Below are 15,780 nucleotides of genomic sequence, written 5' to 3'. Positions count from 1 at the left end.
TGATTACAAATTAGCCGCTTTATTTTATTTGTGTATTTATCTCATTATCTTTGTTTAAAACGCGATATCATGTTATCTAAAACTATTGAAACTGCTTTAAATAAGCAGATTAGAATCGAAGCCGAATCGTCTCAAGTGTATTTGGCAATGGCTGTTTGGGCTGAAGTGAAAGGTCTTGAAGGTATTTCTAACTTTATGTATGACCAGTCTGATGAAGAACGTGAACATATGCTGAAACTCATCAAGTTTGTGAATGAACGTGGTGGACATGCACATATTTCAGAATTAAAAGCTCCTAATGTAACCTTCAAATCTTTTAAGGAAATGTTCAAAAAGCTTTTAGAGCATGAAATCTATGTTTCTGAAAGCATCAATGAATTGGTGCATATTTCTTTAGAAAATAAAGATTATGCCACACATAACTTTTTACAATGGTATGTCTCAGAACAAATTGAAGAGGAAGCAATGGCAAGAACCATTTTAGATAAAATCAACATGATTGGTGATGATAAAGGTGGCTTGTATCTATTCGATAGAGATATCCAACAAATAAGCGTGGTAAGTTCTGCAGCAAACGACCCATCTGCATAAGTGTTAAAATTTATTTAGATTAAGTTTAAATAACTATTTTTGTTCCGTTGTTTTATCACAATGGGCAAAAAGAAGAAGAATAAAAAACTAAAAAAGGAACGCGTTAAGATGCTTGAGTCTTATGGTGTTGAGGGTTTGGGCAAAGTCAAATCCAAATGCTGTAAGAAATACAAGAAATCTGAGCAAAAGCGCTGTAAAAAATGTCCTTGTTTTGATTTGCTGCAAAAAGTGGCGTAGTTTTTACTCTAATTAAGCTGAATTTCTACTGGCATTGATATTTCCGAAGAGAGATCGCGTTACGATTTTTTCATACACCGCAATATCTTCTTCATTTCTAACCTCAGCTTTTTCCAACTCCTGAATTTTCTTCAAAGCATATTGCTGAATCGTCAATAAGGGTAACACTATAGATTCCCTTACGTCAATTGATGCTTTTCCAACAGGTTCATTTTCCATCAATTCATTAAATCCTGCCAGTTTCAACAATAATCGCTTAGAAATTTCATATTCTTTAAAGATAAGTTTCCAAAAATCACCATATTCTTGATCGTCTGCCATGTATTTGGTCAAATCAAAAAATGATTTTGACAAAGACATCATGCTGTTTTCTACTAAGGTCTTAAAGAAACTTGAGTTGTTGTAAAGTGCTTTGACCTTTTCAAATTGCCCTTTGTCCTCGTAATATTTTAAAGCCGTTCCAACACCAAAAAAACCAGGCACATTTTGTTTCAGTTGGCTCCAACTTCCAACAAAAGGGATAGCTCTTAAATCTTCAAAGACCAATTTACTGGATTTGCCACGTTTTGAAGGACGACTTCCAATATTTGTTTTAGCGTAATACTTTAAAGTACTCATGTGCTCTAAGTAAGGCAAAAATTTAGGATGCTTTTTAAAATTCACATAAGCCTCATAACTCAATTGCGCTAAATCATCCATCACAGCTTTGTCTTCTTCAGACATGGCACGATTGTAGTCGCTAAGTCTGTTTTGGATACCAGAAGTTATCAATTGCTCCATGTTATATTGCGAAGAATCCAGAGTTCCAAAATTGGAGCTGATGGTCTGACCTTGAATGGTGAGTTGAATTTCCTTGTCTTCAATCGTTGGTCCGAGAGATGCATAAAAGCGATGGGTTTTCCCACCTCCTCTAGCTGGTGGACCACCGCGTCCATCAAAGAAAATGACATCAATTCCATATTGTCTTGACAATTCCGTAAGGGCTTCCTTGGCTTTAAAAATAGCCCAGTTTGCCATGAGATATCCTCCGTCTTTAGTACCATCGCTAAAGCCAAGCATAATGGTCTGTTTATTGCCTCGTTGCTCGAGATGTTTTCTATATTTTGGATTGGTGTAGAGCTCTTCCATTACTTTAGGAGAAGCCTCCAAATCGGTAACGGTTTCAAACAACGGAACCACATCTGCAGTCAACTGCTCATGAAAAGCCACAATTTTTAACATCGCAAACAACTGCAACACATTTAGTGTTGTTTGGTTGTTACTAATAATATAACGGTTACAGGCTACTTCTCCATTGAGTTCTTGTATGGACTTCATGGCCTTGATTGTTTCTACAATATTAATTGCCATGTCATCTTTAAAATTGACCCCTTCAATTGAACCTTTAACTGCGGAAAGATGTTTCAATTGATTATCTAAAGACATTTCAAAATAATTCTTTGGAAACAGAGTGTTTCCGTTGGCAATAAGTTCTTTAACCAAAGCTGTGAACATTTGATCGTGAACTCTACTGTCTTGTCTGATATCCAAACTCGCAAAATGATATCCAAAAAGTGTTGTTCTATTAATAAGTGTAGTCACCTTGTCAACATAAAGTGATTGATGATTGTCGACCAATAACTGTCTAATGGTTAGCAACTCTTTCCGAAAAGCCTCAAGTGAAACCTGTTCTTCTTTGTTAATATCCAACAACGTGTTATGAAGTTGATGGTTTAAATCGATAATGCGTTCTCTTATGCCTCTAAAGGTTAATCGACGTCTCAGGTATTTAACATCTTTAATGTAATTCTTAATGATAGATTCTTTCAGCTTTTTGGCAACATTTTTAGTGATCTCAGGTGTGACAAATGGATTGCCATCGCGATCACCTCCAGGCCAAAAGCCAATATTTATAATGGAGTTATTGATGTCTTCGTCATCAAAAATATTCTGATGAACATAATCATAAATGGAACCGAAAGAATTATAAAATACATTTTTCAAGTACCAAATAAGATTCACAGCTTCATCATATGGCGTTGGTTTTTTTTCTTTAAAAAACGGTGTTTTCCCTAATTGTGCCAACAGACTATTGATTTCTGTTAGATTATCTGTTTTAATCGCTTCAGCTAAATCTGTTATAATACCTAAAACCGTTCCTGGATAAAACTGGGTTGGATGGGCAGTAAGTACGATACGAACACGAAACGCCTCAAGATATTCTTTCAACAATTCCTTTTTGTTTTCAGACTCGACCTTTTCCTTTAAACTTCTCAAAGAACCGATTCCATCCATATTATGGACGACTGAAAATGATGCATCTTCAATGGCATCAAACAACACCACTTGGCGTTCAATATATTGAATGAAGCGAAACAGTAAATTGATTTGACTCTGCTTATTTCTTCTCGCTTGATACTTTTTAAAAAATGTCTCGACAATAGTTGTCGGATCATCTCCAACATTAAAACCATTTTTACAGGTTTCATGAAATAATGGCAATAAGGCAACTGTTTTAGAAATGGTGTCAAAAGGCAAGGTCATAAAAATCCCATTATACACTTGGTATTTTGCTAACACATTTTGCTTGAATCTTGTAAGTTTTGGTGCTGTTGACATTGATAAACTCTTTATATAAAGATAGTAAAGGATCAACACATAGCTAAACCAAATTCTATTTTTAGCAAATTCTTAATACTATGTCATTCTACTGATAATATGTTAACAGTCTTTTTGTTCTTTTCTATTTTGAGTATTTTTACTCAAATTGTATTGTATTTCAAACCCCATTTTCTATGATGAAATTTTTATCAAACAATCTTTATTTAAGCTTCACTGTAATATGTGCCTTTATTGGATTTAACGGGTTTTCGCAAGAGAAAACATTTGAAAGTGAGGTTATTTCACCCTTCAATGAGTATACTAAAATACCTCGTGAAGTAGCTTATGCGCATATCAACAAATCTATTTTCATCAAGGGCGAGACCTTAGGTTTTTCTGTATATGTTTTAGACAAAGGCAATAAAACGCCATCAACCATTACCAGAAATATCTATTGTACTGTTAACGATAAAAATGATCGTTCAATAAAACAAGCTTTATTCAAGGTTGAAAATGGTGTCGCTAAAGGCCAATTTTTTATCGACAGTCTTTTCACATCAGGTAAATATACCTTTAAAGCCTACACGAATTGGATGCGAAATTTCAATGAACAAAACCATTATGTGCAAACTATTGAAGTTATTGATATAGAATCGAATGACTCTGACCCTGAAAATGCAGATTCGATAAAAATTGATGCCCAATTTCTTCCTGAAGGAGGTCATCTAATCTCTAATACTGAAAATTCTATTGGTGTTATTATTAAAAACAGTAGTGGACTAGGAGTTCCTGAAGTTGAGGGGAATGTGGTGAACTCGAACGGAGTTACTTTAACAAGTTTTAAAACAAATGCATTTGGACTTGCTAAGTTCAGTTTAAATCCATCGTCTGGAGAACGTTATTTTGTAAAACACCTGATCAAGAGTGACACATTGGTCAAACCTCTTGGTGTAATCCAATCAAAAGGTATCGCTTTAAAGCTAACAGATCTCAACAGCAAAATTGCTTTGGCATTCAATACCAACAAAGAAACGTTACCTGAATTAAAAGGGAGACCATTTACCATCGCTATTCATAATGGTAAAGCTATTAAAGCCGTAGATTTAGTATTTGATGATAAGACCCAAGTCATTAAACTTATAGATACTGCAGATCTTTTTACAGGTATGAATGTCATTACATTGTTTAATGAGTCGCACCAACCAGTTCTTGAGCGCTTGTTTTTTAATTATGATGGTTTAAATCTTCTAAAATCAAGCAATGCTAATGTTCAAACTGATATGGATTCATTAAAAATTTCATTGCCTATTCAACAAGTTGACACTACAAGATTTAATAGCTTTAGTATATCTATATTGCCTTCAGGCTCTAAATCTTATAATCCGCAACACAACATTATTTCATCTACGTTTTTAAAACCGTATGTGAAGGGTATTGTTGAAAATCCTTCCTATTATTTTACCAATCTGAGTCGAAAGACAAAATATGAGCTTGATATGGTTTTGTTAACTCAAGGGTGGAGCAGTTACGATTGGAATTACGTTAGAAACAATGTTCCTAAGCGACTTTTTGATTTTGAAACAGGCATAACCATTGATGCGACAGTCAACAAAAAAGAAACAGGTCAATACCTCATATATCCAACTAGGGAAAGCAAATCCAATTTATTGGCATTGGAGGACGATAAAACAACATTTACCAGAACTGAGTTTTTTCCTTACGGAACAGATAAACTCAAAATAGGTGAAATCTTAAAGAATGGAAAAGTTGGTAAGCCAGGATTGTATCTAAGCTTTAATCCTTCAAGAATACCAAATTATAATACGTCGGATCAACTTTGGGGTTTTTCGAACAAAAAACTGCTAAATTTTGAAAACGCGGAAACCATGCTGCCAGCTTGGGATAAAATTGAAAAACTAGATGAAGTGGTTATCTCAACCAACAAAGTGTCCACTCGAATGGAAAAAATAAAGAGCAATACAAATGGGAATGTTGACATTTTTGATGATACTAAACGGCAACAGTATTTTGATATTGCATCCTATCTGTCTTCAAGAGGCTTTAGGGTTAACAATACTGGTGGTTCATTAAGCATTATAAATACAAGTTCACCAACACCAAACAACAGAATTCCGCTCGTCTATTTAGATGATATGTTGTTATTTGACTTTAGCATTCTATTCAATTTTCAAATGCACAATGTCGATTATATTGTCATTGACAGAAATGGATTTGGAGAAGGTGTGAGAGGTAGTGCAGGTGTCATAAAAATTTATACAGACCCAAGTTTGTCACTTTATAAACAATATGGAACAAACTATCAAGAATTCGAAATTCCATTGTCGTTCTCACCTAAGAAGCGATTTTACACGCCTATTTACAGTTCGTATTCAAGTGCGTTTTTTCAAGAATATGGAGTTGTTGGTTGGGTTTCAGATGTTTCAGCGGATGCAAATGGACACTTGAATTTTCATATTCAAAATCTTCCTTTGGAATTTGTAAACCTGTATATTGAAGGGTTTACTGAAACTGGTCAATTCATTTCCGAAGTTAAAACCATTAAGTTGAATTAGTGAATAGCTTCATAAAACAGTCAAGCCTTGACCGTAAAACTTCAAGGATTAAATCATACATTTGTATTACTAACATTGAAAAATATTGATTATGTACAGCACGTTACAAATGATTCATTCTTATTGGGCCTATTTAGTTTTGGCAATGCTTATTATTGCAAGTTTCAATGCCTTGATTAAATTCTTTGGCGGAAAAGAATTTCAAGCTATTGATTTTAGAATTTCACTTTTTACCTTAATTGTTTCTCACATTCAACTTTTACTAGGCTTGATACTCTATTTTGTGTCACCCTTCGGATTTAAAAACTTATCGAATAGTGGAATGGGCGGATTAGATTCATTTGGAAGATTACTTGCCGTAGAACATCCTTTTGTTGGCATCCTTGCAGTAGCACTCATTACCATTGGATACTCAAAACATAAAAAGAAATTAACATCAATACCTAAATTTAAGGTCCTAGCCATTTTTTATACTTTAGGTTTGATATTGGTGTTATCTAGAATTCCTTGGTCAAATTGGTTTTAAAATTCGATCTAAAACATAAAAAAAGCGCAAATAATATTTGCGCTTTTTTATGTATGTATGAGTCTGCTATTGATCTTCAACCTCTCGAATTAGATATACATAAACCGGGAAGTGATCACTAAAACCATTTGTAAATCCACCATCTGCAAAACTTCTTAATGGATAGCCTCTCCAACGTCCTCTTGGATTTGTTAAGTATACCTTATTATAGATTCCTGCTTTGTAAAATCTAAATGAAGAGTAATCTTCTTTCTCGATGAGCGGTTTGGTAAACATGATCTGATCAAATAAACTCCATGCATCACGATATGCTGTAGTACCAAAACCATTTTTCTTGAACATGTCTTCGTAAGGATTATAAATCCCTTTTAGTTCAACATCTTCCCTATCGCTTTTTGCACCGATAACTTTTTTAACGCTATCATTGGTTGGGTCATCATTTAAATCGCCCATGATAAAAATCTTAGCATAAGGGTCAATAGCTTGTAACGAATCTGATAAACGCTTGCTTACTTTTGCGGCAGCCACACGTTTAGGCCTGCTTCTCGCTTCACCACCACTACGTGATGGCCAGTGATTGACAATCACATGAATAAGTTCACCATCTAATTCTCCTGATACCAATAGTTGGTCTCTAGTTTGCTGGCGTTTTCTCGTTCTATCATCAAAAATCTTTACTTCATGAGAACTGTGACTAATTGGTCTGAACAATTTTTTTTGATACAACAAGGCTACATCAATCCCTCTCGCGTCTGGAGATTCATAGTGAATGATTCCGTAATCTCTTCCTAAAAGTAACGGGTCATTGACCACGTCTACTAAAACTTCTCTATTTTCAACTTCACAAACACCAATTACTGCAGGCGAATTTCCTGTAACATCTGAACCAATATCAGCTATAACTCGAGCCATATTGTGAACTTTTTTGGCATAAACCTCTTCTCTATTGGCTTTCATTTCCATAATTGGACTACGTTCATCCAACTTTGTAGTGTCATTAACTGGATCGAATAAATTTTCAAGATTGTAGAATGCTACGGTGTGAATTTTAAAGCGTTTTTCCTTTTTGTCTTCTTGCGAGTAGCCACTGTAAGCAAGCAAAAAACAAAAAATAGCTAAGGTAAACTGTTGTAACTTCATTGTGTTAATATTATATTTTTGTTATATCTAATCAAATCTTGCGCCAAAAGTATATATTTATTATAAATAATGTAAATTTGCACGCCTTAAATAACTATTATTTAATGCACAACAATTATTAACTAAAGATTAGGCATGAAAAAAAGTTTATTGATTTTTTTATTTGGAATTTTTTCTGCGTTTACTGTTTTTGCTCAGGAGACTATCGTTAAAGGTAGCGTTCTTGATGGTACTACAGGAGAACCAATTCCAAATGTAACGATCACCATTGAAGGTACTACAATTTCTACTACTACTGATGCTAATGGTGAATTTCAATTTGAAACCATCGTTCCTCTTGGAGAACAAGTTTTAAAAATTGAAAAAACAGACTATGTTACAAAACGTTATCCTATTGTCGTAAATGAAGGGCAGACTGTTGATATCAGCGGAATGACTCTAGATTATGATTCTAGTGATAAAAAAGATTTGTTTATCATCTCCATTTCAGATGACAACCTTAACAGTGAAGACGATGGTTTAACCGACAACGTTTCAGGTTTATTACAATCGTCTAGAGATGTGTTTTTAAGTGCTGCAGCTTACGATTTCAGTGCTACGTTCTTTAGACCGAGAGGTTTAGATAACGCAAACGGTAAAGTTCTTATCAATGGCGTTGAAATGAACAAACAATTTAATGGAAGACCTCAATGGGCAAATTGGGGTGGATTAAATGATGTGCAGCGTAACCAAGTGTTTGCTATGGGCATGTCTCCTAACGATTATACTTTTGGTGACCTCGCAGGAACAAACAACATCATTATGCGCGCCTCTAAGTACAGAAAAGGTGGACGTGTATCGTATGCAAGCGCCAACAGAAGTTACACAGGTCGTATTATGGGAAGTTATAGCTCTGGATTACTTGAAGACGGATGGTCTTTTTCAGTATTGGCTTCTCGTCGTTATGGTGACGAAGGGTTTGTTGACGGAACCTTATACGATTCCAATTCGTTTTTTGCGGCAGTTGAAAAACAGATCAACGACAAGCACAGCATCAACTTTACATCTATCTACGCTCAAAACAGAAGAGGTCGTTCTACTGCAATTACTGAAGAAGTATACCGACTTAAGGGGAATCAATACAACCCTTTCTGGGGAGAACAAGATGGTGAGATCAGAAACTCAAGAACAAGAGATATTGTCGAGCCAATCTTAATGTTAAATCATTATTGGGACATTTCTTCTAAGACCAGTTTGAATACTAACGTTGCGTATCAATTTGGTAAAATCGGTAACACAAGAATCGATAATGGAGGAACTAGACAAGTTACTATCGACGGACAAACTGCTTATTTAGGTGGTGCGAGAAATCCTGATCCAGCATACTATCAAAATTTACCTAGCTATCACTTAAGATTTGACAACCCAACGGCTTATAATTACGAACAAGCTTATTTAGCTGAACAAGCTTTCAGAAATGATGGGCAGTTAGATTGGGATGCCCTTTATTTAGGGAATGCCATTGTTAGAGCTCAAGGCGGAAATTCGATTTATGCCATTCAGGAAGACCGAATTGATGACAAACAATTAACGGTAAATACTATCTTAGATACTGAAATTTCTGATCGTATTCGTTTAAATGCTTCATTAAACTATAGAAGCTTAAAAAGTGAAAATTTTGCCGAATTAAAGGATTTATTAGGTGGAACAGGTTTCTTGGATGTTGATTTCTTCGCTGAAGAAACTGATCCAGATTCAACGATAGGACTTGAGGCTATTGCTCAAAGTGATAGAAACAATCCTAATAGAATTGTTCAAGAAGGCGATCGTTACAAATACAACTATGAAATTGATGCTGATGTTATCTCTGGATTCGCACAAGCTCAATTTAAATATAATAAAGTAGATTTTTATTTAGGAGCTAACCTTTCTCAAACAACGTATCAAAGAAATGGTCTTTATGAAAATGGAAACTTCCCAGGAGCTCAATCTTTTGGTAAAAGTGAAAAACTTGACTTCTCTAACTACGGCGTTAAGGCTGGAGCGACTTTAAAAATTACTGGTCGTCACTTAGTTGACGTTAATGCTAGTTACTTTACTAAAGCGCCTTCAATCAGAAACTCATTTAGCAACGCCAGACAAAACAATAACATTGTCACTGGTTTAGAAAGTGAAGAAATACAATCTGTGGATGTAAGTTATATCTTTAGATCTCCAATTGTTAAGGCGAGAGTGACTGGATTCTACTCAGGATTCCAAAACGGTTCTGATATCGGTTTCTATTTTACGGAAGATCTTGCGGGATTAGGTTTAGATACTGGTGATGCTTTTGTTCAGGAGATTATGACGAACATCGAAAGACGTCACATTGGTGCAGAATTAGGTATTGAAGCTCAAGTAACTCCAACAATTAAATTAAAAGGAGCAGCGTCTTTTGGACAATATACTTATGCTAACAATCCTAACTTATATTTAACAAGTGATGATTTTCAAGGCGAACTTAGGTTTGGTGATGGCACAACCAATTTAAAAGACTTACACATCGCTGGAGGTCCAGAACGTGCTTTCCAACTTGGTTTTGAGTATCGTGATCCAGACTATTGGTTCGTAGGTGCAACATCAAACTTTTTCTCTAACGCTTACGTAGATGCAAGTGGATTAAGACGTTCGGCAAACTTTACAACAAGTTTTGATGGTCAACCTATTACAGACTTCGATCCAGATGTTGCACGAGAGTTGTTGAAACAAGAACAATTCGATGATTATATGTTAGTTAACCTTATAGGTGGAAAGTCTTGGAAGATCAACGATTACTTCGTTGGGTTCTTTGCAACCATCAACAATGTTTTCAATGAAGATTATAGAACAGGTGGTTTTGAACAATCGCGTTTAGCAACCTATGATAGAGTTCTTGAAGACAAATCTAGAGATAACGGAGAGGTTTTTGGATCAAGGTATTTCTTTGGATATGGAACAACTTACTATTTAAATGTGTATCTTAGATTCTAAAAAATAGCTAAAACAATTTTAAAATTAGGTCTTTATCTTAAAAGACCACAAAAAAAGAAAAAATGAAAACAATTAAATTTAACAAATTTTTACTTCTTGCACTTAGCTTAGTAGTATTAAATGCTTGTGTTCAAGATGATGATTTCGACACTCCTGATTTAATCAACGCAAATGTTGTTGATTTTCCAGATGAGCAAATTATGTCAATCAGCTCTATATTAGGAAGTTATTACCAAGAAGGTACTCCTGTAACTTTTGAGTTCAACACACCTAGATATATGGAAGGTTATGTGGTTTCTAGTGATGAAGGTGGAAACTTCTACAAACAAATCGTACTTCAAGATGCTCCTGAAAACCCAACAGCTGCAATCGTTGTTCAAATTGATATCAATCCTGTGTTTACAAGATTTGAGTTTGGGCGCAAAATCTTTATAAAAGTAAATAACCTTACAGTTGCTGAAGATAATGGTGTGGTTCAATTAGGGCGTTTAGATGGTGAAGATTTAAACAGAATCCCAAGCTCTTTAGTTAATGATCACGTATTTAGATCTGAAGAGATTGCTACTATTGTTCCTAAGGAAGTAAGTATAGGACAATTTTCTGAAGCATTGGAAAGTCAATACATCAGACTTACTAACGTGCAGTTTAGAGATGATCAAATCGGGATGACATTTGCTTCTGAAAGTGGTGATGATTTTGATGGTGAGCGTGTTTTGGAAAGCTGTGTTGGTTCTAGCGTGATTTTGAGTACAAGTACATTCTCAGATTTTAAAGCGCTTCCTTTACCAGACAACAGAGGTTATGTTGATGGTATCTTAACTCGTGATTTCTTCGATGATTTTTATACAATTTATTTAAATTCACCTGAAGACATCAATTTTGACAATCCAGACCCATGTCCAGAGCCACTTCTAGCTTCTAATTTTAACGATGCCACCGACAATACAACCTTTAATTTCGAAGGCTGGTTGAATATCGCTCAAGAAGGTTCAGAATTATGGACAGAGCAAGTTTACCAAGGAAATGGCTATGCTGAATTTACTGCATTCGGAACTAACGAATCTAGCAACATTGGATGGTTGATTTCGCCTCCTATGGATTTAGACGCAGAAGACGGTGAAGTATTAACGTTCCAAACAGAGCATGCTTATCCAGATTCTGGTCACGATGCTTTGAAAGTATACATCTCTACTGATTTTGATGGTACTGCTGCAAACGTTTTAAATGCAACTTGGGAAGAGCTTGATTTCACTTCAAGTTTGGAAGTTGATTTTGAAGAATGGTTTACTTGGGCTGATTCAGGTGCTATTGACCTTTCGTCTTACTCAGGTACAGGCTACATTGCTTTTGTTTACACTGGAAGTGATAACAGTAACTTAAATACAACTATTCACGTAGATAACGTATTTGTTGTTGTTCAATAAGAGACAACTTAAAATATCTTAATTAAAGCCACATCACTTGATGTGGCTTTTTTATCCTTTAAGCCAAGTAAAGATGACTACATTCGATTTGTTTTATTTAAGTATTTTTAATCACTATAAGACGCATTTTAAACGAAATGCCAATAGTATAGCTGTCATCTACATTTCGTTGTTGCAAATCGCGCTTGTTTTGCTTTTAGGAGCTTTTTTTGCTGTCTTTTTTGAACAAATGCATGTAAACACGCCTTCATCTTCTAAAGTATGGACTTTATTTATCATATTTAGTGTTACTGTTTACTTTAGAAATTGGTTAACGTATACAGGAAAAAAGAGAAGTGTTTTAAACGCAAAAATTTCCAAAAACAAAAAAGTAGCGTATAATATCTGGCTTTTATGGCTCCTTCTTCTAGGATGTATCGCCTTAGCTATTATAATTATTCTTAAAGCATAAAAAAAGCCACTTGAATCAAGTGGCTTTTTTCTTTATTAATCAAGAAGCATTTTAATTCTCTCTTTGTATATATACCCAAGCACTTCTTCGCTTACCATTTTGATACTCCATAGTATAGAAGTAAGTCCCTACAGGTAATTCTGCTCCATCTTGTGTTTGTCCATGCCATTCATTAGTATAATTCTCTTTTGAATATACAAGGACACCATTTCTGTTGAAGATTTCTAACTTACTTACATCATAACTGCTTAAATCGAATGTATCATTACTACCATCTCCATTAGGTGAAATTCCTTGAGGAATGACACATGTATCTAATTCTATTACGGTTATGAAAGCACTATTAGAGCATCCTGTATCATTGAAAATGACCTCTATTTCATAATCTCCTGCTACCAATACTGGTAAAGTTAGTCCGTTTTCACCGCTAATCAAACCGTTATCCAAATACCAGTTAATAGTAACGTCAGCTTCAGTATAATTTTCGGGTGTTGCCTCAATTGTTATTGGAACTGTAGCATTAGGACAAACTTCATAGTCGAAATTATCTGTAAAAGATGTCACAGGTTCTGTCCCAATAATTAAATCAAAACTATTTACAACATAGCAATCTGCAAATCCTACGGTCTCAACTCTTACATAAATGGTTTCTCCTGAACTGCTATACGGACTTGTTAAGGCATTAACGCCTGCCATAGCATTTGTTTCCGAAGCATGGTATGTAACAACAAACTGAGTTGCATCTTGTCCGTTCAACACATTGACATCATGAGCATCCAAATCAAAATCAGCAAATCCATCATCTTCATTATCACAACCTATAATATCGACACTTTCAGCTATATGATCAGGGCTTGAAGTAGAAATACTAAAGCTTGTCGTTTCAAAACATCCAGTGGTATTATCCTCAATTCTGATATAAATTATTTGTGGATTCGTAACATTGGTGTAAGGAGAAGTCAAACTATTAGTTCCTAAGTCTGCATCAGACTGAGATTCATGATAAGTTAAAGTAAAATCCGAAGGGCTTTGGCTACCAAGAACAACACTAGTATTCAATGTTAAATCAAAGTTTGCTTGGGCTGTAGTTGAACACGCCGTTAAATCGTTAGGCGTATTGGCAACTATTGGATTAGGTAAAAACTCAATCAAAATCTCATCATCAATTATACATGTTGGTGAGAAAATAATTTGTACCGTATATAATCCTTCTTCGGTTACCTCTAATGTTGAGGCTGTTTCACCATCAATAACGAACCCATCCTTATACCAAGTATGTACGACATTTGGTGCAGACGTATCTAAAATAATTGGTTGGTCCTCACAAACTGCATTTCCAGCAGCAATGGTAATATCACCACCTAAATCAACTTCCCCAATATCAAAACTTCCCGCTTTCAAGAAAACACCAGAATCATAGATATTATCTCTAGCATCAGCAATCACTAATTTAATATGATAGGTTTCACCAATATTAACAGTTGAATATGCAGTGAAAACAGCCGTACGGCCGTCAAATGAAATTGGCGGTAAGTTGTCAGGAATGTATTCACCAAAATACTGTTCATTAACTGCTGGACAGTTTCCATTATCTGGATGAATATTGGTAACCAAAATAGGATCATTAGTTCCTGGAACTACTGCCAAGTTGGTCGTAGTACCACTCATATCGGTTAACAAGAATGCAAATGCATCTGAAAACGTACATTCAAAATTGCCATCATATTCTTCAGAGGCCATAAGAAAATCAAAACTTAATTCATCATTTAGTGGTACGAAGTCAAATTCAACGATTGTTGCATTATTTGAAGTTTCACCTGTTATCCCAGCTAAAAAAGGATCCCCTGGCCATGCACCTGTACCACTGGACACGAAATTAGTATTTGGTCCTGCGGCTTGACTAGCGTCACCACTTGTAAGTAAAAGTCCATCTGTAAAAGGAAAACCACCATCAGGATTAGAGAAGTAAGCAATCCCATTATCCTCTCCAAAATTGGTGCCTGTAGAGAACGTAATGTTTGAAATTTGAGCACAAGGGCTATCAATTAAGACGTCAATTACCAATTCTTCTACTGTATAGGTTGTTTGATCAACTAACACATTTCCAGATCCAGGTCTAATACACAAATCAAAAGTATAATCTACTGGATCTCCTCCTGCAGAAAAAATTCTGACAAAATAAGTGTTGCCGACTGTCAATGTTGGAGTAACACTGGCTTCTGCGTCAGAACAATAAATTTCAACAGGTGCATCACATGTGCCCTCATAAACAGCATGATCAATATCTTGGAAAAAACCACCTCCATTAATATTCAAAATGGATATAATTTGAAAATCACTTTGAGCTGTGAATTGGAACCAGACATCATCATCTGGATCGCCTCCACATGTTCCATCTGGAACTCCTGAAGGGGTTGCTTCTAACAATGTTCCTGGAGTAACCAATGCGCAACTATTATCTGTATTGACCGCTGCGACAGTCGCGTTGCATGGGTTGTCATTGGCTGGAGGACATGCCAACAACTGTATCGGACCGCTGTTGATGACACAGTTCGGGTCTTGATCATTTAAGATAGTAACAACTACATCTACACCAAAAGGAAATGGCCCTACCTGGTAAACACCAGTTGCATTGACCGGTACTAGGGTCGCATCCTGGTTGTTGGATATGGTCAGGGACGTAGCGTCCCCCAAACTGGTGACATTGACATCGATCAGGAACTGGTCACCGTTTGCACAGTCATCTATCACTTGATAGGTAGCTACAGGATTGATACAGGTAGCACAGGACACAGTGTAATCAATACCATCTGGAAATGAACCTGAACTACAACTAACAGAGGTATCAGAAGTAATCTGAAAATATATCGTATCACCTGTAGATTGGAAGGTCAACCCGGAAATATCCCCATCGTTACCTTCACCATTATAAAGCTCCGTTACACCATCCGAATCAGTCACCACTAAAAAGTCAAATGGATCTCCCTCAATAATTCCTTGATTTATAACAAGGTTCAATGGCGAACCATCTGAACTCGTATAACTAAATTGATTAGTATCACTGTTCTCATAACAATAAAAAGCATTCACAGGACCTGCAGAACAATCAACAATTGTATCAATACAAAATTCCTGAGTCAATGGCGAGCTCGATATCTCGCAGTTCGCATCATCGTCATTAGCCACCGTGATCACCACTGGCGTGTTGTTGGCATAAGGACCGAACTGAAGCACACCGACCGCCGTAACAGTCTGTGGAGCGCTCCCCTG

Annotated in this window: 9 protein-coding genes; 6 read left to right on the top strand and 3 right to left on the bottom strand. The window is 35.7% G+C overall.

Annotated elements, in window-relative coordinates; translation table 11 throughout:
• Positions 1-69: 69 nt before the first annotated feature.
• Positions 70-591, top strand: a complete 522-nt coding sequence (locus AB9K26_RS13630; protein WP_369973117.1) for a ferritin — start codon at positions 70-72, stop codon at positions 589-591.
• 249 nt (positions 592-840) lie between these two features.
• Here AB9K26_RS13630 and AB9K26_RS13625 read toward each other — a convergent pair whose 3' ends face one another.
• Positions 841-3,426 (bottom strand): phosphoenolpyruvate carboxylase, encoded by a 2,586-nt coding sequence (locus AB9K26_RS13625; RefSeq protein ID WP_369973116.1) that lies wholly within the window; start codon positions 3,424-3,426, stop codon positions 841-843.
• A gap of 176 nt (positions 3,427-3,602) precedes the next feature.
• On the opposite strand from AB9K26_RS13625, the gene AB9K26_RS13620 reads away from it, so the two are divergent.
• Both AB9K26_RS13620 and AB9K26_RS13615 read left to right on the top strand, forming a co-directional pair.
• Positions 3,603-5,981 carry a hypothetical protein gene (locus tag AB9K26_RS13620; RefSeq protein WP_369973115.1) on the top strand — a complete coding sequence of 793 codons (2,379 nt, stop codon included), beginning with the start codon at positions 3,603-3,605 and terminating at the stop codon, positions 5,979-5,981.
• 91 nt (positions 5,982-6,072) lie between these two features.
• The gene (locus tag AB9K26_RS13615; RefSeq protein WP_369973114.1) at positions 6,073-6,507 is read left to right on the top strand and encodes a hypothetical protein; all 435 of its coding nucleotides are present in this window, start codon (positions 6,073-6,075) and stop codon (positions 6,505-6,507) included.
• Between the two features lie 66 nt (positions 6,508-6,573).
• Here the strand turns inward: AB9K26_RS13615 and AB9K26_RS13610 are convergent, their stop codons facing one another.
• Positions 6,574-7,647, bottom strand: a complete 1,074-nt coding sequence (locus AB9K26_RS13610) for an endonuclease/exonuclease/phosphatase family protein (protein WP_369973113.1) — start codon at positions 7,645-7,647, stop codon at positions 6,574-6,576.
• Between the two features lie 135 nt (positions 7,648-7,782).
• Here AB9K26_RS13610 and AB9K26_RS13605 point away from each other — a divergent pair, with 135 nt between their 5' ends.
• From AB9K26_RS13605 to AB9K26_RS13595, 3 genes are all read left to right on the top strand, one after another.
• Positions 7,783-10,635: a carboxypeptidase regulatory-like domain-containing protein gene (locus tag AB9K26_RS13605; protein WP_369973112.1), complete on the top strand. Its 2,853-nt coding sequence runs from the start codon at positions 7,783-7,785 to the stop codon at positions 10,633-10,635.
• A gap of 62 nt (positions 10,636-10,697) precedes the next feature.
• Positions 10,698-12,059, top strand: coding sequence for a DUF5689 domain-containing protein (locus AB9K26_RS13600; protein WP_369973111.1), 1,362 nt, complete (start codon positions 10,698-10,700; stop codon positions 12,057-12,059).
• Between the two features lie 73 nt (positions 12,060-12,132).
• Entirely contained in the window at positions 12,133-12,510 is a 378-nt protein-coding gene (locus AB9K26_RS13595; protein WP_369973110.1) for a hypothetical protein, read from the top strand.
• A 51-nt stretch (positions 12,511-12,561) separates the two neighbouring features.
• On the opposite strand, the gene AB9K26_RS13590 is transcribed toward AB9K26_RS13595, so the two are convergent.
• A partial coding sequence (locus AB9K26_RS13590) for a choice-of-anchor L domain-containing protein (RefSeq protein ID WP_369973109.1) occupies positions 12,562-15,780 on the bottom strand: 3,219 nt, incomplete at its 5' end.

Origin of the sequence: Psychroserpens sp. XS_ASV72 (assembly GCF_041224425.1) — a bacterium.
Classification (GTDB): domain Bacteria; phylum Bacteroidota; class Bacteroidia; order Flavobacteriales; family Flavobacteriaceae; genus Psychroserpens.
The sequence above is the reverse complement of the archived record's forward strand: the minus strand, read 5'-3'. Positions and strand labels throughout refer to the sequence as shown.

Bases quoted from the DNA above. Each gene is read 5' to 3' on its own strand.
- AB9K26_RS13630 (WP_369973117.1), top strand. From the start codon at position 70: ATGTTATCTAAAACTATTGAAACTGCTTTAAATAAGCAGATTAGAATC.
- AB9K26_RS13625 (WP_369973116.1), bottom strand. From the start codon at position 3,426: ATGTCAACAGCACCAAAACTTACAAGATTCAAGCAAAATGTGTTAGCA.
- AB9K26_RS13620 (WP_369973115.1), top strand. From the start codon at position 3,603: ATGATGAAATTTTTATCAAACAATCTTTATTTAAGCTTCACTGTAATA.
- AB9K26_RS13615 (WP_369973114.1), top strand. From the start codon at position 6,073: ATGTACAGCACGTTACAAATGATTCATTCTTATTGGGCCTATTTAGTT.
- AB9K26_RS13610 (WP_369973113.1), bottom strand. From the start codon at position 7,647: ATGAAGTTACAACAGTTTACCTTAGCTATTTTTTGTTTTTTGCTTGCT.
- AB9K26_RS13605 (WP_369973112.1), top strand. From the start codon at position 7,783: ATGAAAAAAAGTTTATTGATTTTTTTATTTGGAATTTTTTCTGCGTTT.
- AB9K26_RS13600 (WP_369973111.1), top strand. From the start codon at position 10,698: ATGAAAACAATTAAATTTAACAAATTTTTACTTCTTGCACTTAGCTTA.
- AB9K26_RS13595 (WP_369973110.1), top strand. From the start codon at position 12,133: ATGACTACATTCGATTTGTTTTATTTAAGTATTTTTAATCACTATAAG.